General features: G+C 54.4%; 23 protein-coding genes. 8 read left to right on the top strand and 15 right to left on the bottom strand.

Translation table 11 applies throughout. The features are described from left to right. Positions 1 to 17 precede the first annotated feature (17 nt). Complete coding sequence (locus tag U740_RS04155) at positions 18 to 1301, top strand: S41 family peptidase (protein WP_036859211.1); 1284 nt, start codon at positions 18 to 20, stop codon at positions 1299 to 1301. 137 nt (positions 1302 to 1438) lie between these two features. Continuing rightward, positions 1439 to 1672 carry a DUF6316 family protein gene (locus tag U740_RS04150; RefSeq protein WP_036859208.1) on the top strand — a complete coding sequence of 78 codons (234 nt, stop codon included), beginning with the start codon at positions 1439 to 1441 and terminating at the stop codon, positions 1670 to 1672. A 27-nt stretch (positions 1673 to 1699) separates the two neighbouring features. On the opposite strand, the gene hisF is transcribed toward U740_RS04150, so the two are convergent. From hisF to nrdR, 11 genes are all read right to left on the bottom strand, one after another. Next, entirely contained in the window at positions 1700 to 2470 is a 771-nt protein-coding gene (gene hisF / locus U740_RS04145; RefSeq protein ID WP_036859205.1) for an imidazole glycerol phosphate synthase subunit HisF, read from the bottom strand. Next, positions 2470 to 3084, bottom strand: a complete 615-nt coding sequence (gene ribA / locus U740_RS04140) for a GTP cyclohydrolase II (protein WP_036859204.1) — start codon at positions 3082 to 3084, stop codon at positions 2470 to 2472. The genes hisF and ribA overlap by 1 nt, the downstream gene beginning before the upstream one ends. Before the next feature lie 92 nt (positions 3085 to 3176). Further along, positions 3177 to 3827 (bottom strand): TIGR02281 family clan AA aspartic protease, encoded by a 651-nt coding sequence (locus U740_RS04135; protein ID WP_235189811.1) that lies wholly within the window; start codon positions 3825 to 3827, stop codon positions 3177 to 3179. Positions 3828 to 3888: 61 nt separating this feature from the next. Beyond that, positions 3889 to 4377, bottom strand: a complete 489-nt coding sequence (locus U740_RS04130; RefSeq protein WP_036859202.1) for a phosphatidylglycerophosphatase A family protein — start codon at positions 4375 to 4377, stop codon at positions 3889 to 3891. A 55-nt stretch (positions 4378 to 4432) separates the two neighbouring features. Beyond that, the gene (thiL, locus tag U740_RS04125) at positions 4433 to 5395 is read right to left on the bottom strand and encodes a thiamine-phosphate kinase (RefSeq protein ID WP_036859200.1); all 963 of its coding nucleotides are present in this window, start codon (positions 5393 to 5395) and stop codon (positions 4433 to 4435) included. Between the two features lie 31 nt (positions 5396 to 5426). Further along, a complete protein-coding gene (gene nusB / locus U740_RS04120; protein WP_036859199.1) occupies positions 5427 to 5867 on the bottom strand; it encodes a transcription antitermination factor NusB in 441 nt (146 codons plus the stop codon). 9 nt (positions 5868 to 5876) lie between these two features. Further along, the gene (gene ribH / locus U740_RS04115; protein ID WP_036859196.1) at positions 5877 to 6347 is read right to left on the bottom strand and encodes a 6,7-dimethyl-8-ribityllumazine synthase; all 471 of its coding nucleotides are present in this window, start codon (positions 6345 to 6347) and stop codon (positions 5877 to 5879) included. 69 nt (positions 6348 to 6416) lie between these two features. After that, entirely contained in the window at positions 6417 to 7529 is a 1113-nt protein-coding gene (gene ribBA, locus U740_RS04110) for a bifunctional 3,4-dihydroxy-2-butanone-4-phosphate synthase/GTP cyclohydrolase II (protein WP_036859194.1), read from the bottom strand. Between the two features lie 45 nt (positions 7530 to 7574). Then, positions 7575 to 8183, bottom strand: a complete 609-nt coding sequence (locus U740_RS04105) for a riboflavin synthase (protein ID WP_036861239.1) — start codon at positions 8181 to 8183, stop codon at positions 7575 to 7577. 57 nt (positions 8184 to 8240) lie between these two features. After that, a complete protein-coding gene (gene ribD / locus U740_RS04100) occupies positions 8241 to 9344 on the bottom strand; it encodes a bifunctional diaminohydroxyphosphoribosylaminopyrimidine deaminase/5-amino-6-(5-phosphoribosylamino)uracil reductase RibD (RefSeq protein ID WP_327078578.1) in 1104 nt (367 codons plus the stop codon). A 5-nt stretch (positions 9345 to 9349) separates the two neighbouring features. After that, a complete protein-coding gene (gene nrdR, locus U740_RS04095; RefSeq protein WP_036859192.1) occupies positions 9350 to 9823 on the bottom strand; it encodes a transcriptional regulator NrdR in 474 nt (157 codons plus the stop codon). Between nrdR and U740_RS12185 the strand changes: the two genes are divergently transcribed. Further along, the gene (locus tag U740_RS12185; RefSeq protein WP_160172043.1) at positions 9822 to 9998 is read left to right on the top strand and encodes a hypothetical protein; all 177 of its coding nucleotides are present in this window, start codon (positions 9822 to 9824) and stop codon (positions 9996 to 9998) included. The genes nrdR and U740_RS12185 overlap by 2 nt on opposite strands. Here U740_RS12185 and glyA read toward each other — a convergent pair. From glyA to U740_RS04075, 4 genes are all read right to left on the bottom strand, one after another. Then, the gene (gene glyA, locus U740_RS04090) at positions 9995 to 11254 is read right to left on the bottom strand and encodes a serine hydroxymethyltransferase (RefSeq protein ID WP_036861236.1); all 1260 of its coding nucleotides are present in this window, start codon (positions 11252 to 11254) and stop codon (positions 9995 to 9997) included. The two genes, U740_RS12185 and glyA, sit on opposite strands and share 4 nt — an antisense overlap. 140 nt (positions 11255 to 11394) lie before the next feature. Continuing rightward, positions 11395 to 13401 (bottom strand): hypothetical protein, encoded by a 2007-nt coding sequence (locus U740_RS04085; RefSeq protein ID WP_036859190.1) that lies wholly within the window; start codon positions 13399 to 13401, stop codon positions 11395 to 11397. Further along, positions 13394 to 14620 (bottom strand): ATP-grasp domain-containing protein, encoded by a 1227-nt coding sequence (locus U740_RS04080; protein WP_036859188.1) that lies wholly within the window; start codon positions 14618 to 14620, stop codon positions 13394 to 13396. The genes U740_RS04085 and U740_RS04080 overlap by 8 nt, the downstream gene beginning before the upstream one ends. A 290-nt stretch (positions 14621 to 14910) precedes the next feature. Continuing rightward, entirely contained in the window at positions 14911 to 18354 is a 3444-nt protein-coding gene (locus tag U740_RS04075) for a methylmalonyl-CoA mutase family protein (RefSeq protein WP_200877037.1), read from the bottom strand. Positions 18355 to 18560: 206 nt separating this feature from the next. Between U740_RS04075 and U740_RS04070 the strand changes: the two genes are divergently transcribed. From U740_RS04070 to U740_RS04050, 5 genes are all read left to right on the top strand, one after another. After that, positions 18561 to 19298, top strand: a complete 738-nt coding sequence (locus tag U740_RS04070) for a FadR/GntR family transcriptional regulator (RefSeq protein WP_036859182.1) — start codon at positions 18561 to 18563, stop codon at positions 19296 to 19298. A gap of 201 nt (positions 19299 to 19499) precedes the next feature. Next, a complete protein-coding gene (locus U740_RS04065) occupies positions 19500 to 19919 on the top strand; it encodes a hypothetical protein (RefSeq protein WP_036859180.1) in 420 nt (139 codons plus the stop codon). A 118-nt stretch (positions 19920 to 20037) separates the two neighbouring features. Continuing rightward, on the top strand, positions 20038 to 20253 hold the full coding sequence (locus U740_RS04060) for a DUF3185 family protein (protein WP_051921190.1): 216 nt from the start codon (positions 20038 to 20040) through the stop codon (positions 20251 to 20253). A 13-nt stretch (positions 20254 to 20266) separates the two neighbouring features. Further along, positions 20267 to 20518 (top strand): GlsB/YeaQ/YmgE family stress response membrane protein, encoded by a 252-nt coding sequence (locus U740_RS04055; protein ID WP_036859178.1) that lies wholly within the window; start codon positions 20267 to 20269, stop codon positions 20516 to 20518. A gap of 207 nt (positions 20519 to 20725) precedes the next feature. Next, complete coding sequence (locus U740_RS04050) at positions 20726 to 21211, top strand: hypothetical protein (RefSeq protein ID WP_036859176.1); 486 nt, start codon at positions 20726 to 20728, stop codon at positions 21209 to 21211.

Raw genomic sequence — 21211 nt, 5'->3', positions numbered from 1 at the left:
ATCAATCAGGATATTTCATGAAACTGCTGACCAAATCACTACTGACGACGCTACTTTTACTGGCATGGCCAGTGATTTCGTATGCAAATGAAGATTCTGAAAATGCCCACTTACCACTGGAAGAGTTGCGCTATTTCACTCAGGTGTTTGACCAGATACGCCAGGCCTATGTCGAAGAAATTGACGATCAGGCACTATTGGAAATGGCCATTAGCGGATTACTGAACGGGCTCGATCCCCACTCGCTCTATATGGACGAAGCTGCCTTCTCCGAGCTACAGGAGAGCACCAGCGGAGAATTTGGCGGACTCGGCATAGAGGTTGGAATGGAAGGCAGTTTTATCAAGGTTATCAGTCCAATCGACGACACCCCGGCATACCGCGCCGGCATACAGGCCGGAGACCTCATTATCAAACTTGACGATCAGCTGGTACAGGGCATGCCCCTGACAGAAGCGATTGAACTGATGCGCGGCCCAAAAGGCTCAAAAGTAACCTTGACGATTGTTAGACAAAATACCGACGGCCCTTTCGAGGTGGAGATTACCCGCGACATTATTCAGGTGATGAGTGTCCGGCACAGAATCCTGGAACCCGGCTTTGGCTATGTCAGAATTGCACAGTTTCAGGAAAATACTGGTGCCGACTTTCGGGAGGCTCTGTCTGATCTCCAGAAAAAGAAAGGCGGCCTGAAAGGGCTCGTGCTGGATTTACGTAATAATCCGGGCGGGTTACTCAATTCATCAGTGGATGTTGCCGATGCGCTACTCGACGGTGGGCTTGTGGTTTATACAGAGGGCCGGATCCCCAGCTCAAAAGAACAGTTTTATGCCACAGCTGGCGATGTACTGAATGGTATTCCCGTTGTTGTGCTGATTAATGAAGGGTCGGCTTCAGCGGCGGAAATTGTTGCCGGAGCGCTCCAGGACCATCACCGCGCGGTACTGCTGGGTACCAGCAGTTTTGGCAAGGGTTCAGTCCAGACAGTGATACCACTGGGGACAAAACGGGCTATCAAGTTGACCACTGCTCGTTACTACACACCCAACAAACGCTCTATACAGGCAGAGGGAATTCAGCCCGACATTACCGTCAGGCCGGCCGAGATTCACTTGCTTGAGACACAGAAACAGATCAAGGAAGCCAATCTTGCCGGCCATCTGAGCAGTGACAGTGACCCACAAATAGCTGACAAGGAAGATCTGTTGCAGACAGACAACCAGTTATACGAGGCCATCAACCTTTTGCAGGGACTCGAGATTTTTTCACGTAACACCAGCCGAGCTGACGCAGCTCAATAGAACATGTAATCACATTGACTTTTCTGGAAAAATTGTGCTGAATTAGAGGGTATTTACCCTTTCGAAACATTAGGACGTTAATCGGATTGTGTGGAGACCTTGACTTAAAAATAATACCAGTAGTTGCAGGAGACCACATGGTAACGCCAAGAAAAGCAGAAGATGGCAGTCAAAAACCACTTATAAGAAGTGACCGTTTTTTTAAACTTCACAATTTCTGGTTCTTTGCCACACGCGAGGGTGCGGCCGTTGGTCCGTTTGACTCCAAAGAAGGGGCTGTTCAGGCCGTAGCTGACTACATTGAATTTGCCAAGAAAGCAGACGAGGAGACACTGCAGTTTTTTAAAATCGGGACACGTTACGCCATCTAGAACCGCCCGCCCCCGAGACTCACGAAGTCAAAGACGCACTTCGATACCCCGTTCTGCCATATACACCTTGGCCTCCCTGATGGTGTATTCCCCAAAGTGAAATATGCTTGCCGCCAATACAGCGTCGGCTTTTCCTTCAATGACACCATCGACCAGATGTTGCAGATTGCCTACGCCACCCGAGGCGATGACAGGAACATCGACTGCATCACTGATGGCCCTGGTGAGGGGAAGGTTAAACCCGCTTTTAGTACCATCCCTATCCATGCTGGTAAGAAGAATCTCTCCCGCACCAAAGAAAGCCATTTGCTCGGCCCAGGCAACCGCATCAATACCGGTAGCAATACGGCCACCATGGGTAAACACCTCCCAGCGCAGCGGCTCGTTGTCGGCACTCACCTGTTTGGCATCAATGGCGACCACAATGCACTGCGACCCAAAACGCTCCGCCGCCTGCCGGACGAATTCGGGAGTTTTGACGGCAGTCGAATTGATGCTGACTTTATCCGCCCCGGCATTCAGCAGTGAACGGATATCCTCAAGGCTGCGAACACCGCCACCAACCGTCAGGGGGATAAATACTTCGCTGGCCATCCGCTCCACCGTCTGAATCATCGTGTCCCGCTCTTCATGACTCGCAGTGATATCCAGAAAAGTGATTTCGTCGGCACCTTCCTCGTTGTAGCGCTTAGCCACTTCAACCGGATCACCGGCATCACGTATATCGAGAAATTTAACCCCTTTAACCACTCGCCCCTTGTCCACGTCGAGACAGGGAATAATTCGCTTGGCCAGCATTAATGATCATCCTCATTTTCATTCTGCTCATCGAACAGGTGCCCCATCTTGCCAGCTTTTGTCGCAAGATAACGAAAATTGTGGGGGTTTCGGCCCGACTGCAACGCAACCCGCTCCACAACTTCTACCCCGAGACTCTCAAGCGCTTCTACCTTGCGGGGATTATTGGTCAACAGTCTGACTCTGGTTATCTGCAGGTGCCTGAGCATCGATTGACAGATACTGTAATCGCGCAGATCAGCGCCAAAACCGAGCTGCTCATTGGCTTCCACGGTGTCGGCTCCGGCATCCTGAAGGTGGTATGCCCTGATTTTGTTGAGCAGCCCTATACCCCGCCCTTCCTGGCGAAGATAAAGAATGGCCCCGCGACCTTCGGCGGCAATACGCCGCATCGCCTCTTCCAACTGTGCACCACAGTCACAGCGGATGCTGAAAAGTGCATCACCGGTAAGGCACTCGGAGTGAACGCGCAACATAACAGGTCGATCACCGGTGACGTCACCCATGGTAATGGCCACGTGCTCTTTATCGCTATTCACGTCTTCAAAGCCGTGAATATCAAACACCCCCCAGCGAGTGGGCAGTTTGGAGCTTTCAACAAAACGTAGGGTCACCAACGACTCCTGAAATTCGGCGGGTGGGTATTTTAGCCGGGATAGACGCCGAGTAAAGCTTGGCGGCCAGGTTTTTAGTGAAGCATGAAAAGTTAATATTTTTTTCTCATCACCAGAACGCCGGCTTCTTCACTCATTTCAATCTGACTCAAAAAACTGTTACCCAGCAACACCTGCGCCGGGAAGTTACCGATCACAACAGTTGATCGAACTTGATGGACCGCGATATTGCCGATACTCAGCTTATCGAGGTCGACGTGATAGGTATTCACAATACCACCTGCTGTGCTGGCATTACCTTTAATGCCGCGGCGAAAGTTCACCCCCAGCCGCCGGGCATCGTGCATATTCATGGCTACCGCACTGGCCCCGGTGTCCACCATAAAATCGACCGGGCGGCCATTGATATAGCCACTGACATAATAGTGGCCATTTTCAGCCCGGGGGATTCTGACCTCAGCCTTTTCCGCCGCGTGAAAGCTGGCAGAGATGCGATCTGAAAGCCCGAGGGACAATCGCTTGCCATCTACAAGCAATACCGCCTGCTGACTATTACTTTCCAGCAGTGTAACGCCCTCCGGACTGGTCTGGCCCTGCTTGAGCAGGTGCTGTTTGCCATTGATGACCAGCACTGCACTACCACCGAATAGCCCATTCACCTGAATCTCCGGCATCGACCAACCCGGGAGAGAACCGGTCAGCCCTATCACACCCAGCAAGATTACAGCGAACTTTTGTTTCATCCCTGCCCACGCTTATCCGAAAACCTTGAACAGTATCGGCTATAACACGCCTGTTCGATACCTAAAACCAGATTTGCCCTACAGCAAACAGTATGAGCCAGGCAAACACACCGGCCAGCAAATCATCCAGCATGATACCGGCACCCCCATCCACGTGACGATCAAGCCAACAGATGGGCCAGGGCTTCCAGATATCAAAAAGACGAAACAGGACGAACCCGGCCAGCGCCCAGACCCAGGTCACCGGGAGTGCTGCCATGGTCAGCCAGTAGCCCACCATCTCATCCCAGACAATCCCCTGATGATCCTTGACACCAAGATCGTGCGCCGTCCTGCCACAAAGATAAAAACCCAGCAGCGCGGCCAGTGCCACGATCAACAAATAGAGCGTTAATGGCAGAGTGGCCAGGGCCGGCCAGATTAGCACGGCCACCAGCGTGCCGGCAGTACCCGGACCCTTGGGAGCCAGCCCACTGCCGAAGCCAAATGCCAGAAAATGCACAGGGTTTTTCAGTAACTGTGCAAAAGAGGGGTTCAGTCGACGATCCATTCACTACACCTGAAAACCAGTGGCCAACATCAATCAAACGAGCGGCCAAAAAAGACTAAAAGTGCCGGTACCCCGTCTGCTCAACCTGCACCGACATGCCGTTGCCATTGATACAGCGGATTCCCGTGTTGGGGGTCATCCGGCCAATACAGGTCGCGATCAATTCACCCCCGACTATCATACCGTCAATCGCGGCCAGATTTTCTGCCGGCACCGTAAAACAGAGCTCATAGTCGTCACCACCGGACAGCACCCAGTCCTGCACTGTCCCGGCATCGGCGAGCTTCTTCAACCAGGGTGCCACCGGCAACGCAGATAACTCCAAATCGGCACCGAGGGCGCTTTGTTCAGCGATATGCCCGAGATCTGCCAACAAACCATCTGATACATCCAGTGCCGCCGATGCAAGGCCGCGCAATGCCAGCCCCTCCCGCAGTCGGGGCATGGGTTGATAAAAGCGTTCTTTCAGTCGCTCTCTGACTGATCCAGCGAGTTCAACCGAGGGGTCAAACAGTTGCAGTGCTGCCGCTCCCTCACCCAGTGTCCCCGTGACAAAAACATAATCGCCTGCCCGGGCCCCAACGCGGGTCAGCGCCCGCCCCCTTGGCACCAAACCCATGACCTGGATTGAAATAGTCAGCGGCCCGGCAGTGGTATCACCACCGACCAGAGCACAGCCAAACTGCTCTGCATCCACCGCCAATGCCCGGGAAAATGCCTTCAGCCAATCCATATCAGCGCCGGGCAGCGTCAGTGCCAATGTAAACCAGCGGGGGGTTGCCCCCATTGCCGCCAGATCGCTGAGGTTAACCCGCAAGGCGCGACGGGCAATATCATCAGGGGCGGCATCCGGGGGGAAATGCACGCCGGCGACCAATGTATCCACCGAAACAACCAGGTGCTGACCTGCTGGAATATCCAGTAGCGCGCCGTCGTCTCCAACCCCTAGCATCACCCCATCAGCCTGACCGATGGCGGAAAAGTAGTGCTCGATCAGCGAAAATTCATTGAGTGGCATGTTCACCCTGTCCCGAATGATGGAAAGAGAATCAGCGCGCCCTGGCTGCTTTTACTTCCACCGCCCTGCGTTCAAAAGCTACTTTATCAAGGATGCCGTTGATATATTTGTACGCATCGGTTGGACCAAAGGTCTTGGCCAGATTGACCGCCTCATTGATAGCCACCTTGTAGGGAACATCAATGCGATAACACAGTTCGTAACTACCCATGCGCAGCAGCGCCCTGGATACCGGATCCAGATCGGTATTCTTACGGTCGAGGTGACTGCCGTAAACAGCATCCAGTTCGTCCAGATGACGCGGAATACCGTGCAGCAGTTCCCGAAAAAACTCGGTATCCACCTTGCGCATATCATTGTCGACAAAAAACTCCGCTTCGATACTGTGTAAATCCGAACCCGAGAGCTGCCACTGATACAGTGCCTGAACCAATAACTGGCGGGCCTTTCTTCGTGTTGAGGGCAATGACAAGACAATCTCCTAAAGCTGACGAAAAAGGGAGATCATTTCCAGTGCGGTCAGTGCCGCTTCTTCTCCCTTATTTTCCTGATTATCACCAGCGCGCTGTTGCGCCTGCGCCAGATCATCGGTTGTCAAAACACCGAAAGCGACGGGCAGTCCCTCCTGCAGAGCGACCTCCCCGATGCCACGAGTCGTTTCGCTGCACACATAGTCAAAATGGGGTGTACCCCCACGGATCACACACCCCAGGGCAACCACGGCATCATAACGGCGGGTCTTTGCCACTTGACTGCAGGTCAGCGGCAACTCAAAGGCGCCGGGGACCCGGAACAGATCAATAGCCTGCTCATCAATACCATGACGCAACAAGGCTCGCTGCGCGCCCGCCAACAAGCTGTCGGTAATCTGGCTGTTCCAGCGCGCCACCACAATAGCGATGCGTGCACCCTCCACGTTAAAACTACCCTCATCGGGGCGATATTCACTCATGTTCTTTTTCCAGTAGGTTTACAGCCTGTTAAAACAGCCTCCAGGCCCCCGCTGAATGATCCGCGGGAATCAATCACAATTGATATATTCGACGACTTCCAGATCAAACCCGGAAATGCCGGTGAAACGGAAGGGCGCGCTCATCAGGCGCATTTTATGAATGCCGAGATCCATCAGTATCTGTGAGCCGGTGCCAACCTGCTGATACACCACCTCACTGGCCTGCTGGGGCCTGGAGGGTTCACGGCTGAGCATTTCATCAACATTGGCATCAATATCATCCGCCGTCTCCGGATAGTAGAGGAACACGACAACGCCACGACCCTCCTCGGCGACTTTCTCCATGGCACGCGACAGACTCCAGCTCCGGTAACCATCACCGGGCTCCATGGCAAACAGGTCGCGGGATGATTTATTGATATGCACCCGAACCAGCGGCGGCTCACCCGACGTCACATCACCCATCACCAGTGCAAAATGTTTTTCATTGCGAGCCACGTCGAGATAGGTTTTCAGATCAAACCGACCGTACTGGGTATCAATAGGGCGATCATTGATGCAGCTGACGGTTTTCTCGGTCACCAGCCGGTAATGGATCAGATCGGCGATAGTGCCGATTTTCAACTGGTGCTTGACCGCAAAGGCTTCCAGATCAGCTCTCCGGGCCATGGTGCCATCGTCATTCATGATCTCGACAATCACGGCCGCCGGTTCAAAGCCGCTCATGCGAGCCAGGTCGCAACCGGCCTCCGTATGCCCCGCACGACTCAATACGCCACCCGGCTGGGCTTTGAGGGGAAAGATATGCCCCGGTTGCACAATATCCTGGGGCCTGGCATTACTGGACACCGCCACCTGCACCGTCCGGGCGCGGTCAGCCGCAGAGATACCGGTGGTAACACCCTCGGCCGCCTCAATGGATACGGTAAAATTAGTGCCATGGCTCGCCTTGTTGGCATCCACCATCAAGGGCAAATTCAGCTGGCGACAGCGATCCTCGGAGAGTGTCAGGCAGATCAGTCCGCGGCCGTGGGTGGCCATAAAATTAATATCTTCCGGGCGAACCATGGTCGCCGCCATAACCAGATCGCCTTCATTTTCACGATCCTCGTCGTCCATGAGAATGACCATTTTCCCCTGGCGGATATCGGTAACCAGTTCTTCGATAGTATTCAATGCCATAATTCAATCTTCTCTAACTGTCCGTTTGTCGCGGTCCTATTTCGGTTAGGCCTCTGCCGCCTTGTCACCCAACAGTAGCCGCTCCAAGTAGCGAGCTACCAAATCAACTTCGAGGTTGACCCGGCTGCCGGGCACGTAGGTACCCATCACCGTATGCTCGAGTGTATGGGGAACAATATTCAGCTCGAACTCTGCGCCCTCCACACGATTTACCGTAAGGCTGGTGCCATCAACGGTGATGGATCCCTTGTGGGCAATGTATTTTGCCAGCGAATCGGGGGCGCGCAGACGAAAACGCTCGGACCGCGCATCGGGGTGGCGGCTCAACACTTCTCCCACCGCGTCCACATGACCGGAAACCAGGTGTCCTCCCAGGCGGCTCGAAGGCGTCAATGCCCGCTCAAGATTGACAGGCGTTCCCGCTTGCCAGTCACCAATAGTGGTGTTCGCCAGGGTCTCCGAAGACACATCGGCGACATAACCGTCGCCGGGCAATTCTATTACGGTCAGACAAACACCGTTGGTGGCGATACTGTCACCCAGGCTGATACCAGCCAGATCAAGACCAAAGGTTTTAACCCGCAACCGCAGATCGCCACTGCGGGGCTCACAAGCCACGATTTCGCCAACTGCTTCAATAATGCCTGTAAACATAACACCTGCGCCCACCAGCACGCGATTACCAGTTGATCAAGCTCAATTTGTCGTCTTTTACCGGGACGGTGTCGAGGGTTCCGACGTGATCCGCAAATCGTCACCCACCATGCGGACATCCCGTATCTTCAACGGCAACTGCTGATCCATATTATCAAAAGGCAACACCAGCATAGGCCTCGCCAGACTGCCAAGTAATGTCGGCGCCATGTAAACAATCAGCTCATCCACCAGCCCCTGACCGACAAACGCACCAGCGAGCGTCGCTCCGGCTTCCACCAGCACACGATTGCATTCCAGCCCTGCGAGATGTCGCAGCAGGGCTGCCAGATCTACGCTGCCATCTCCCCTGTCGAGAGTGACCGATGCCACACCGGGGATATTTTTTTCAACCGCCGTCACCAGCAGTGTCCTGCCACCGTCGGTTAGCAGGACTGCCTCGGGGGGCAAGGGGCTTTTTCCACACACCACCACTCTGAGCGGTTGCCTCATGGCAATCTCGGCTGCATTATCAAGCCTCAGCTCGGCGGCCCGGACGGTGAGGGATGGATCATCGTGCAACAACGTACCGCTACCGGTAATAATGGCACAGCTTTGCGCCCGCAGACGCTGCACATCGCTGCGCGCTGCAACACCAGTAATCCACTGGCTTTCGCCACTGGCCATAGCCGTGCGCGCATCCATACTCATGGCTAGTTTAACCGTAACCCAGGGCATGCCGTGCTGGTGACGCTTGATAAAGCCCCGATTGAGTTCCCGTGCCTGATCCTCCAGCACGGGGCCATCCACAGTGATACCAGCACGCCGAAGCTTTTCCAGACCAGCACCGGCAACCTCGGGATTGGGGTCCACCATCGCATACACTACCCGAGATATACCCGCCAAAATCAGCGCTTCCACACAGGGCGGGGTACGGCCGTGATGGCTGCACGGCTCAAGTGTGACATACGCCGTGGCACCTTTGGCTGCGGCACCTGCCTGACTCAGAGCATGAATTTCCGCGTGGGGCTCACCGGCTCGCTCATGCCAGCCTTCCCCGATCACCCGATCACCGCTGGCGATGACACAACCCACCACCGGATTGGGCTTCGTAGTGTAGCGACCCCGGCCCGCCAGTTGCACTGCTCTGGCCATCAGGCTCAAATCAAGACGACGGCTCACCGGATTCAGGCACCTTTAATATCAGGCAGATTTTTTTCCAGCCGATCAAGTTCCGCACGAAATTCACTCAGATCCTGAAAACTGCGATAGACCGAGGCAAATCTGACATAGGCCACTTCATCGAGCTCGCGCAACTGCTCCATCACCTGCTCGCCAATCATTCGGGACGTCACCTCACGCTCCCCGGTAGCGCGGATCTGGTGCTGAATGTGGGAAATGGCTGCTTCAATACGCTCAATACTTACTGGCCTTTTTTCCAGCGCACGCAACAACCCCGCCCTCAGCTTGTCTTCGTCAAACGGCTCCCGCACGTCATCACGCTTGATCACTCTTGGCATGAGCAGTTCTGCCACCTCATAGGTGGTAAAGCGCTCCTTGCAGGAGAGGCACTCGCGTCGACGGCGTACCTGATCGCCTTCGGCAACCAGCCGGGAGTCAATCACCTTGGTGTCGTCGGCGCTACAGAAAGGACAGTGCATGGGTTTTGCCAATGAATTCGAACAGGCGCAAATGGTACCACATCTTGTCATTGCTACCCGCTCTGTAAAACCGGTCACAGGGACAAAACGACACCTTCAATCAGAACCCAATCAGAAACAAAAAACCCCGCTTGAGCAGGGCTTTTCTGACTATCTGATGGCGGAGGTCATTTAGCCATACACGGGGAATCTGGCACAGATCTCCAGCACCTTTTCTTTTACCTGTGGAATCACCTGCTCAGCGGTACCGTTTTCCAGGCTGTCCAGCACATCGCAGATCCAGTGGGTGAGCTGGATACTCTCATTCTCGGTAAACCCACGGGTAGTAATTGCCGGCGTACCAATCCGAAGCCCCGAGGTTATAAATGGTGAGCGGGGATCGTTGGGTACAGCATTCTTGTTGACAGTGATGAAGGCGCGGCCGAGAGCCTCGTCCGCATCCTTCCCGGTATAATCCTTGCCGATCAGATCCACCAGCATCAGGTGATTTTCAGTGCCTTTGGAGACAATCCGGATACCGCGTTCCATAAAGGCAGCAGCCATGGCCTTGGCATTTTTCACCACCTGCTGCTGGTAGACACGAAAGTCCTCGGTCATCGCTTCCTTGAAAGACACCGCCTTGGCAGCAATCACATGGCACAGGGGGCCACCCTGACCACCAGGGAATACCGCCGAGTTAATTTTTTTTGCCAACTCTTCGCTGTTGGTCAGAATGATACCGCCACGGGGACCCCGCAGGGTTTTATGGGTGGTTGACGTCACCACATCAGCATAGGGAACTGGACTAGGATAAACCCCTGCGGCCACCAGACCCGCCACGTGAGCCATATCCACCAGCAAGTAGGCGCCCACCTTGTCAGCAATATCGCGAAATTTAGCCCAATCCAGTATCCCTGAATAAGCAGAGAAGCCGGCCACAATCATTTTTGGTTTGTGTTCCAGCGCCAGTGTCTCGACCTGGTGATAGTCCAGCAGACCGGTTTCCGGATCGAGACCATATTGCACAGCATGGTAAATTTTGCCCGAGAAATTCGGTTTGGCACCATGGGTTAGATGCCCACCGGCATCCAGACTCATACCGAGGATGGTATCACCCGGCATGCATAGTGCCTGATAGACCGCACTGTTGGCCTGAGAACCGGAATGCGGCTGGACATTGGCATAGCCGGCACCAAATAGCACCTTGACTCGCTCAATGGCCAACTCCTCGGTCTGATCAACAAATTCACAACCACCGTAGTAGCGCTTGTGGGGATAGCCCTCTGCGTACTTGTTGGTGAGCTTGGTGCCCTGAGCGGCCATGACGGCCGGACTGGTGTAATTCTCGGAGGCAATCAGCTCGAGGTGCTCTTCCTGACGCTGCTCTTCGTGTTGAATGGCAGCCCAGATTTCGGGGTCAAAACTGGCAATGCTGATATCTTTATCGAACATGGATCTCACACTGGTGGCTGGGGAAAAAGAGCGTGAATTGTACACAAATCCACCAGCGATTCCCAAGCTAAATACAATGCTTTGAACGCTATTGACTCACCGGCAACATATCACCCTACCCAGCGGCCAGCCCTTAACCATCAAGTTATACGGTCAGCGGCCCAGCTTGAAAAGGCCATTTCTTTGACATTTTGCAATTCCTCCTTTGCCACACCCCAGACAGCATTGGACGTGAGAGGATCATCGTGAAAAATATACAGGCGGGAGGCCAACTGATTGAACAGTAGTGAGGACTCACCATAGCGCTCCCCATTGTCCTGGGTTGAAACCTTGATGCCATTGCCCCAGTTTTGCCCACTGTCATTATTCGGGTTATAGAAATAAACCCGCATTTCTCCCGACTGATCGAGCGCCACACGCAGGATGGTAATGGCATGCCAGCCCACAAACCGCGCTGAGCTGTCGGTCACTGCCAACCCCGCCGGCTGAGGGTGAATCACTAACTGGTTGCCATTATTGAGCGGGTGATAACAGGCAAAGAAATTGCGCAGAAAACCATCGTAGTCGTGCAGCTTACCGGTGGCCACATCGACGGCGATATTAAAACCACGACCCACCCACCAGCCGTGAAACTCCGGATTGATCCAACGATGCGGATCCTCACCACGGTCGGCGCAGAGGCGTCCCATCTGGAGATAAATACGATCGAGGTGTGGCACCAGCAAATTGGAAACCGGATCGCTGTCGATTGGTACAGCTCGTGTCAGATCCACTGGTAACTCTGCGGAATTGATGGACGCCCCTTCAAAGTGCATCAACATGCCATCAAAATGGCCAACCTGATCAATCAGATGCAGCAGGTAGTCGGGGGCATTGAACGACCACATGGAAATCGCCCGCACCGACTGACAGGTGGGGTTGTTGCCCTGCCCAAGACCCAGGGGTTGCCCAAGCACGGAAATGGTCCCGGCCAGCAAGAAGACCCGTGCGGGCAGCGCGTGACCAAAGGCAGCGCTGATCGCAGCGTTGGCATTCTCGGACAGATCGAGCGATATCTGCCGCCAAAGACCGGGGCCAATCGGCGGAATGAAGAGGACGCCGCGCTCCAGCAACATGGCCAGTCCGTAAACCGCCTGGGCGGTTTCAGGATAGATGGCTTCTTCAATCAACTGATAGACCAGCCTGCTGTAACATTGCAGTGAATCCAGCCCGGTATTGCTCAGACCCAGCGCATCGGGTATCAACTCAACCCGTTCATTTTCCAGCAGCCAGCGCAAAAACGCCGCATGGTAATCGGAGACCAGTCCCACATCGTGCATGGCCCGGGCAAACCCGCGAGCTTCTTGTTGGAGGGCATTGAAATCCATCGCGGCAAGATACGCCCGATAGTGGGGTATTCCAAGATCATCCAGGCTGGTCTTGGTGGGCCCAAACAATGCCGAGATCAACCGGTCTGCACCGAGGCGGGCATCACCGAGGCTGTAATCGCCCCTGGCCAACGTAATCGCGATCTGGGTGATCATGGCTTTGACATGGCCGACCTGGATCGGTCGCTGGCCGAGAATACGCCAGATTTCATCGGTGAGGTTGCCCAGAATATCCTCGTAGCCGACGTGCTCCACCAGAAAATGCAGCAAATCATTGACCACCCGTGTCATATCGGGCTGACTCTGCCGTTCCGCCTCGGAAACACCGGCAGAAAATACTTTGCTCAGGTTATGGGCCAGTACCTGGGAGAGGAAGTGGTGGGCCTGCTCTGCTGAAAATCCGGCCCGGACATAACTGCCATTGGCCACTGACAACGCCCGCAACTGACTGAGACATTCAATCACAAGCGTCTGCCGGTCACCCAGCTCGAAGGTATTGGCCACCAGACTAGCCAGCAGCGTTTTCGGGTCCTGCCAGTCGGTGCCCAAAAACACCCCGGCGCGGTCGAGTCTGGGGGCCCACAGATAGAGCCGCTCAATACCCCCCGGCTGCATCATCAACCGACGACAGAGCTCGAGCACCTGCGGCGTCGCCGCGGGTTTGGCGAACTCCCGACTGCGCTCCAGCCGGCCAACTGCCTGCTCCAGGGAGTTTTCAATCACGTCAGCCAGCTCAGGGGAGCTGGCCACAGGGCCCGTTTCCGGGTGAACTTCAGACATAAAAATCCAGTTCTTCCTGATACTTCAGCAAATCACGCATCCTGTAGGGCTCCGCGCCGAAGAAATATACCAGTCCCCAATGCGTACCAAATGCCGAGCGCTTGGTCACCTTGTTTTCCTGCGGAGCCTGCAACTCATGAAACTCGAAGTACTCATGTTGTTCCGTCTCTTCCGGGATACGCAATTCACTCACTACCCGTCGGCGCGGATAGACCCCGAAACACCCGGCATGGCCTTTGGCGTCCACCACTTCTTTGGGGAAAAATGCCGTAATTTCCTCTTCTGTGGTGTGTGGATCAAATGCCAGTACCATGCCCTGATAGGCGTTAAAGCCATAAGCCCGTTCAAGCAATTCAAACACTTTAAAGCCTGGCGGGCGATAAGCCACCTCACCAAAGTACATTTTACCGTCTTTGGTGACAAAATATTCCGGGTGAATGAAACCGAAATCAATATCAAATGTTTCAATCAGTTTTTCTATTTCTTCCTCAATACGGGGTCGCCATTTCTCCAGCTCGGGAGAGGCCGGCACAAACACCGAGTAACCGAGGGTGACATATTCGGAAATATTCAGAAAACGGATTTTACGGTCGTGAATCCACGCTTCCACGGCGAATTCCCAGCCGTCCAGATGGCTTTCCATCAAAAACGGGAACTCGTCCTCAGGAATAGCTTGGACATCATCGGGGGTTCTGACAACCCGATGACCGAGACAGCCGGCCTTGTCAAAAGCCTTCAGGTGAATCGGGTCATTGGGGTCGCCATCCAGCTTGAGCAGGGCCTGATTGACCCGTTTAAGAAAATGAATAACGTCCGATTTGTCATGGGCTTCTTCAAAAATACCGACACGGATACCACCCAGTTGCGCACGTCGTTTCATCAGCGCCTTGTCGCGAAACAACAACGACTGTCCCATCAAGCGGGGGTTTTTCATCAATACCGCGTTGATCGCACCAGCCCATTCTACTGTTTCCTCGAACAGCGGGATGGCGACATCCACACCCTCATCCTGCAAAGTCTGAGCAATTTCCATGGAGCGATCATTCAGCCGCTCAAAGTTCCAGGGAATATAGGGAATACTGTGCTTGGTTGCATATTCCTCCGCCCACGGCGGAGCAATGACCACGTAACGCCTGTCCATCCTGTCCACAGCGTCAATAGCATTTAGCGACCAGCCCAGCAAGGCAACATAGCCTTTCTCCTGATTCTTTGTTGACATAATAAACCTCCGGGTAACACTTGTTTCTGTGCCTTTTTTTCATCAAAAAAGTGAGTTAACGACGCTTGATAACCAGTGAAACCTGGTCAAAGGAAAGGCACTTCAGAGACCAGTGTGGCCCATTTGGGGGTTAAAGATCAAATAAGCGGCTTTTTGGAAATTGCAATAGAAACACGGAATTAGTGACGATTCAGCGCCGTTAAACAGCCGCCGAAAGGGCTCGGTGCGGCCGAATAATCAGGATAAAAGTTTATCGCCAAAATGCCCGTCAGCGAGGCCATACCAACCGCTCACATGTTGCGTCGATATAATCCGCCAACCTGATACAAAGCCCCACTCATCTGCCCGAGTGAGCAGCATTTGGCGGTCTCCATCAGACAGCTGAAGGAGTTCTCCCGCTGCAGAACTACCCGCTGCAACTTCCCCAGAGCGGCTGGGGATTGTCCGCTGTGCAGTGTCTGGTAGGCCTTCAGATTATCCACCTGCTGCTGCTTTTCGGCATCGTCGGAGCGGGCCAGTTCGCGGCCCTCAATGGTTTCCTCTGTACCGGCTTCCGGCAAATAGGTATTGACCCCAATCAACGGCAGAGAGCCGTCGTGTTTGCGGTGTTCATAATAAAGGCTCTCTTCCTGAATCTTGCCGCGCTGGTACATAGTATCCATGGCACCCAATACGCCACCGCGCTCGGAGATTTTTTCAAATTCGCTGTAGACAGCCTCCTCGACCAGATCTGTCAGCTGATCAATAATAAATGAGCCCTGCCAGGGGTTTTCGCAGATATTAAGGCCAAACTCCCGGTTGATGATCAATTGAATCGCCACCGCCCGGCGCACGGATTCGGTGGTGGGCGTGGTGATGGCCTCGTCGTAGGCGTTGGTGTGCAGGCTGTTGGTGTTGTCGAAAATCGCGTAAAGCGCCTGCAACGTGGTGCGAATATCGTTGAAACTCATTTCCTGGGCGTGCAGGCTGCGACCTGACGTCTGGATGTGATACTTCAACATCTGGCTGCGCGGGCTGGCACCGTAACGGGCCTTCATAGCTCGCGCCCAGATGCGCCGCGCCACCCGGCCCATCACCGTGTATTCCGGGTCCATACCGTTGGAAAAGAAGAAGCTGAAATTCGGCACAAAGTCATCCACCTTCATGCCCCGTGACAGATAGTATTCCACCAGGGTAAACCCGTTGGACAGGGTAAACGCCAACTGGGAGATCGGGTTGGCCCCCGCCTCGGCAATGTGATACCCACTCACCGACACGCTGTAATAGTTGCGAACATTGTGTTCGATGAAAAAAGCCTGCATGTCGCCCATCATGGTCAGGGCAAAACTGGTGGAAAAAATACAGGTATTCTGGGCCTGATCCTCCTTGAGAATATCAGCCTGCACGGTGCCGCGCACTGACGCCAGGGTTTCGTCACGGATACGCTCATAGGTCTCGGCATCCACCAGTTGATCGCCGGTAATGCCCAATAGTGCCAACCCCAGGCCATCGTGGCCCTCCGGCAATTGACCCGCATACTGTGGACGCGGGTCATCGCCAAACCAGGCATCGATTGTCTGCTGCGCCTCATCCCAGAGATTGTTGTCTTTCAGGTATTTTTCCACCTGCTGGTCGATGGCGGTATTCATGAAAAACGCCAGAATGATCGGTGCCGGACCGTTGATGGTCATGGAGACGGAGGTAGACGGCGAGCAGAGATCGAAACCGGAATAGAGTTTTTTCATGTCGTCCAGGGTCGCCACCGACACACCGGAATTGCCTACTTTCCCCCAGATATCCGGACGCGGATTCGGGTCGGCACCATAGAGCGTCACTGAATCAAAGGCGGTGGACAGTCGGGTGGCGGATTGCCCACGGGACAGGTAGTGAAAACGCCGGTTGGTGCGCTCCGGAGTGCCCTCACCGGCAAACATCCGGGTGGGGTCCTCCCCGGCGCGACGATAGGGAAACACCCCCGCCGTATAGGGATAGCTGCCGGGCAGGTTTTCTGACAACAGAAAGGCCAGCAGTTCGCCCCAATTTTTGTACTGGGGCGCTGCAATTTTGGGAATCTTCAGATGGCTGAGGGATTCCACATAGTTGTCGCCACTGATATCCCGGCCGCGCACCTGATAATAATATTGTTCGTCTTCCACGCCGCTCTTGCGAGCGGGCCATTCCTGCAACAGCCGGATCGACTCGCCATTCAGCTCACCGATGGCATCCTGATAACCCCGTCGCAGGGCACACAGCGTCTTGTCTGCCTCGCCGTCACTAATGGCCGCCGCCGAGTAGAGCCCCAGCGGCTCAGGTAACAGCGGATCGCCCAGGGATGCCAATACCTGATAATGCTGAAACGCACTGGCCGCAAGCTCTGCCTGGTGGTTATTGTCCACCTTGATCTGGCGGCCACTCTCACTGATTTCCGCCAGGTAGCGCACCCGACTGCCAGGGATCAGCGCCACGGACCGCGATGCAATATCGCCATCAACGGCGGGCGGCACCCAGAGATTTTCATCCAGGGCCTTCTTTTCCACCAGCAGGCGACACAGGTGATAAAAGGCACTGTTCAGACCGGGGTCGTTGAACTGGCTGGCAATGGTCGGGTATACCGGAATCTGCTCCGCAGTCACGGCAAAGGCATTGTGATTGCGCTGCCACTGTTTGCGAATATCCCGCAAGGCATCCTCAGCACCGCGCTTGTCGTACTTGTTGAGAATCACCATGTCGGCGTAATCGATCATGTCGATCTTTTCCAGCTGGCTCGCCGCGCCGTAGTCGCTGGTCATGATATAGAGAGAGAAATCCACCAGATCGACAATCTCGGAATCGCTCTGGCCGATACCGGCGGTCTCCACCAGCACCAGATCGTAGCCGAGGGATTTCAGGAACAGGGTGACATCGCCGAGCATCTCACTGGTGGCCAGGTGCTGGCGACGGGTCGCCATGGAGCGCATATAAATCTGTGGTGAGGACAGGCTGTTCATGCGAATACGATCGCCGAGCAGTGCACCCCCGGTGCGGCGGCGGGTCGGATCCACCGCCAGCACGGCGATGCGCATGCCGGGGCGCTGCAACAGAAAACGGCTCAGCAGCTCATCCACGGTACTGCTTTTTCCCGCACCACCGGTGCCGGTCACACCCACCACGGGGGTTTTGCCGGCGGCCAGTTGCCAGCTCTTTGTCAGCCGCGCCAGTTCAGCCGGGGCAATGGCCCCTTCCTCGATAGCAGAGATCATCTGCGCCACCGCAACGTCATCATCCGGCGAGGGCTGCTTTGGACAGGGGCCGGGACGGCGGGCTTGATGGGCTCGGGCCACCAGATCGTCAATCATGCCGGTCAGGCCCAGCTTCATCCCGTCAGCCGGGTGATAGATACGGTTGACACCTTCAGCTTCGAGCTGGGCAATCTCGTCTTGTGTTATGGTGCCGCCACCCCCACCGAATACCTGAATGTGTGAGGCATTATTGTCGCGCAACAATTCCAGTATGTAGCGGAAATACTCCATGTGGCCGCCCTGATAGGAGCTGATGGCAATGGCATCGGCATCCTCCTGAATCGCCGCCCGCACCACCTCGTCGACACTGCGATTATGGCCGAGATGCACCACCTCGACGCCGCCGCCCTGAATCAACCGGCGCATCACATTGATGGCGGCATCGTGACCGTCGAACAGTGACGTGGCCGTCACAATCCGCAACGGCGTGGTCTCGACCTCCGGGCGCGCAGGGTTATCACGCATTGCTTCTGTCACAGTCACCTCCTTTACAAGACCGGATACGCAGAACAGGGAGAGCACCCTCTGCCTGTCAGGTTCACAGCCTTTTAATCATAGGTATTCAGTATCGAACATCAGCCGAATGAATCGATGCTGACATATTGTCCGACAATATGTCAATTTAGAAAATTCTGCTATCCTTCTGCCACTATTAACAGACCGCCGGCAACGGATCATCCATCATGGCTCAACCCGTCAACTTTGGCCCCCTGGCCCATCAACCTGCCTACCGACTGGTCAGTGAGAAAATCCGCCACGCCATTATTTCCGGCGATATTGAGGCGGGAGAACTGCTCCCCACCGAAACCGATCTGGCCGAACAATTCGGCGTCACCCGCTCCACCGTGAGGGAAGCGATCCGACTGCTGGAGCACGTCGGCATTCTGGGGCGCGCAGACCGCAAGCGGCTGGTAGTGACGAGACCCGGTACCGAGGCCATCGGTCGCTCCGTCAGCGCCGCCATGCTGATGCATCGGGTGACCTTCGAAGAACTGTGGCAGGTGGCCATGGGGCTGGAACCCCTGGCGGGCAAACTGGCGTGCCTGTCTGCCACCCAAGAAGAAAAACAGTTGCTGGCGGACAACCTGGCGCGCACCGCACAGGTGATGGACGACCACGACGTCCTGCTGGAAGTGGAAATCGAATTTCACAACCTGGTGGCCGAAGCCACCCACAACAGCGCCCTGCTGCTGGCCCGCGCACCCCTCAACGAACTGTTCTACCCCGCCTGGGGTGCCGTGATTCGCGCCCTGTCACCGGGTGAACGTATCCTGGTAGCCCATCAACATGTCTACGATGCCATCTGCGCGGGTGATCAGGAAAAAGCAGAAGAGTGGATGGAAAAACATATGCGCGACTTCCGCCGGGGCATCGAACTCGGCAATCTGGGATTCGATAAACCGGTACGGGGCCAGGCATAACCGCCCCAAAGCTGACCGACACCCTGCCCCAAATGGTGATGCGAACTGTGAATTCTCTTCCGGCAAAAAATACCGGCCATTGGCTGCCTATCTATAATTATTGATACCAACACTGGATCGCGACCTCCAACCACTATACTGTCAGGGCGAGGTTGCAGCCTGACTTGGCATTGACAGCCTATAGCGCTAGGGGAGAGTAAAATGTTTTTATCGTTATTGGGCATCACATTTGCGGTTTCACTGGTGGTATGTTTCGTCGTTTCAAAATTATTTGCAAGGCCTATCAAAGGGATACTTGAGCGAATAGTTGCCAACGATATCGCCTATGCCTGGACTACCTATCTGAAATTTGCCGTCTATGTGGTAGGCATCTCCGGCGGTGTTCGCATTCACTACCTTGAGAACTTCCTGCGAGAGCCAACGGAACATTTCACCCCACCTGCGTTGACCTCTGATCGCTGGGTGCTGGAGATCTACCGAACCATTATCGAGTCATTGCAATCCATTGCATGGATGCTGCTCGTATTTTTTGTATTCGCCTTAATTGCCTATGTCATCGTTCGTGTATTCGGGCAACGTTCAAAAGCTCAGGGCTCTACCGATGATCAAACTGAACTATAACCAGTATGACTTTGTGTGTTCGGCACCGGGCACTAAAAAGCAGCAACTGTTCCGTGCCGGTTACTGAAGCGTTAGCGTTTTCACGACCAACATTTCATTCAACAGTGAGGTATTTAATATGGCAATGGGATCAGCAAGCACAATAAAAATAATCGGCCTTATCCTTCTGGTTGTGGGCGCCGGGCTGGCACTCTGGGGGTATCAACTGTCGGAGTCCATCGGCTCGGAAATAACCCAGGCCGTTACAGGATCGGAGACGGATAAGGTCATGACGCTCTACATTGCTGGTGCTGCCAGTTTTGTGGTTGGTCTATACCTTTTCATTAAAAATTAATACAGGAGTCAACATGGATATCATCAGCTTAATCATCTTCTTAGCCGTTGGCGCACTGGCCGGTTGGCTTGCTGGCAACATCGTAAAGGGAAGTGGATTTGGCGTCGTAGCCAACATTATTGTGGGAATTATCGGTGCCGTACTTGGTGGATTTTTGTTCGGTTTGCTAGGTATAACCACTGGCGGCTTATTAGGCTCGATTATTATGGCCACCATTGGCGCTGTTATTTTGTTATATATTGTCAGCATCATTAAGAAAGCCTGACTGGTTCTAACACCTGAGACAGGATGGGAAAACAGATTTCCGTTGATGTCGCTACCAGCATCCAGCAAAATCGACCGAGGAATATCACAAAAGGAGGTAATTCCGATGGCAAGGCAACCCGCCAAAATTAAAATCAGGAAGTAATCATCCAGCTGACTGTTCGAGCCTGTGTAAACAGGTTCGAATTCCCAAAGAGAGAGTATAACCATGGACTGGAGCACACTTCTTGCCGGGGCGCTCATTGGCGGCCTGATCAGTTACGCCGTCGACAAACTCCTGACATTTATCGAAAACCAGACGTTCATCCGGCTCGCTTACAAGGGTGAATTCTATTCATACCGCTATGCCACCACAGATGCCGGCAAGCTCGTTTCCCACCGGTGGAAAATTGCACGAAAGTTAAACGGCTCTATCGGCGTGACAATCGAGGAGCTCAATCATGAAAACCCCTTCAAATATAAAGGTGCTATCAGGGTAAAAGACCGGTTTATCTATGTGCATCTGCGCGGGCTAAACCACTCCGAGGAAATGTTCTATATCTTTCGGGAACCCATGGACAAGAAAATTACCGCAATTCAGGGTGTTCTGGCGGCCATCTCCATGGATGGCAAACCCTGGTCGGGCAACGAAGTTCTGGTCAACGAGCCCATCTCGCCACAAAAAGCCGGGAGGTTACTGGCTGAATGCACGTAG

The organism is Porticoccus hydrocarbonoclasticus MCTG13d (assembly GCF_000744735.1).
Lineage (GTDB): Bacteria > Pseudomonadota > Gammaproteobacteria > Pseudomonadales > Porticoccaceae > Porticoccus > Porticoccus hydrocarbonoclasticus.
Note: the sequence above shows the minus strand (reverse complement) of the source record. Positions and strands in the feature narration are given on the sequence as shown.

What these genes read in the sequence shown, in the direction of transcription:
- U740_RS04155 (WP_036859211.1), top strand. Translation starts at nt 18, where the DNA reads ATGAAACTGCTGACCAAATCACTACTGACGACGCTACTTTTACTGGCA.
- U740_RS04150 (WP_036859208.1), top strand. Translation starts at nt 1,439, where the DNA reads ATGGTAACGCCAAGAAAAGCAGAAGATGGCAGTCAAAAACCACTTATA.
- hisF (WP_036859205.1), bottom strand. Translation starts at nt 2,470, where the DNA reads ATGCTGGCCAAGCGAATTATTCCCTGTCTCGACGTGGACAAGGGGCGA.
- U740_RS04135 (WP_235189811.1), bottom strand. Translation starts at nt 3,827, where the DNA reads ATGAAACAAAAGTTCGCTGTAATCTTGCTGGGTGTGATAGGGCTGACC.
- U740_RS04130 (WP_036859202.1), bottom strand. Translation starts at nt 4,377, where the DNA reads ATGGATCGTCGACTGAACCCCTCTTTTGCACAGTTACTGAAAAACCCT.
- thiL (WP_036859200.1), bottom strand. Translation starts at nt 5,395, where the DNA reads ATGCCACTCAATGAATTTTCGCTGATCGAGCACTACTTTTCCGCCATC.
- ribH (WP_036859196.1), bottom strand. Translation starts at nt 6,347, where the DNA reads ATGAGTGAATATCGCCCCGATGAGGGTAGTTTTAACGTGGAGGGTGCA.
- ribBA (WP_036859194.1), bottom strand. Translation starts at nt 7,529, where the DNA reads ATGGCATTGAATACTATCGAAGAACTGGTTACCGATATCCGCCAGGGG.
- U740_RS04105 (WP_036861239.1), bottom strand. Translation starts at nt 8,183, where the DNA reads ATGTTTACAGGCATTATTGAAGCAGTTGGCGAAATCGTGGCTTGTGAG.
- U740_RS12185 (WP_160172043.1), top strand. Translation starts at nt 9,822, where the DNA reads ATGGGTTTTGCCAATGAATTCGAACAGGCGCAAATGGTACCACATCTT.
- nrdR (WP_036859192.1), bottom strand. Translation starts at nt 9,823, where the DNA reads ATGCACTGTCCTTTCTGTAGCGCCGACGACACCAAGGTGATTGACTCC.
- glyA (WP_036861236.1), bottom strand. Translation starts at nt 11,254, where the DNA reads ATGTTCGATAAAGATATCAGCATTGCCAGTTTTGACCCCGAAATCTGG.
- U740_RS04085 (WP_036859190.1), bottom strand. Translation starts at nt 13,401, where the DNA reads ATGTCTGAAGTTCACCCGGAAACGGGCCCTGTGGCCAGCTCCCCTGAG.
- U740_RS04080 (WP_036859188.1), bottom strand. Translation starts at nt 14,620, where the DNA reads ATGTCAACAAAGAATCAGGAGAAAGGCTATGTTGCCTTGCTGGGCTGG.
- U740_RS04070 (WP_036859182.1), top strand. Translation starts at nt 18,561, where the DNA reads ATGGCTCAACCCGTCAACTTTGGCCCCCTGGCCCATCAACCTGCCTAC.
- U740_RS04065 (WP_036859180.1), top strand. Translation starts at nt 19,500, where the DNA reads ATGTTTTTATCGTTATTGGGCATCACATTTGCGGTTTCACTGGTGGTA.
- U740_RS04060 (WP_051921190.1), top strand. Translation starts at nt 20,038, where the DNA reads ATGGCAATGGGATCAGCAAGCACAATAAAAATAATCGGCCTTATCCTT.
- U740_RS04055 (WP_036859178.1), top strand. Translation starts at nt 20,267, where the DNA reads ATGGATATCATCAGCTTAATCATCTTCTTAGCCGTTGGCGCACTGGCC.
- U740_RS04050 (WP_036859176.1), top strand. Translation starts at nt 20,726, where the DNA reads ATGGACTGGAGCACACTTCTTGCCGGGGCGCTCATTGGCGGCCTGATC.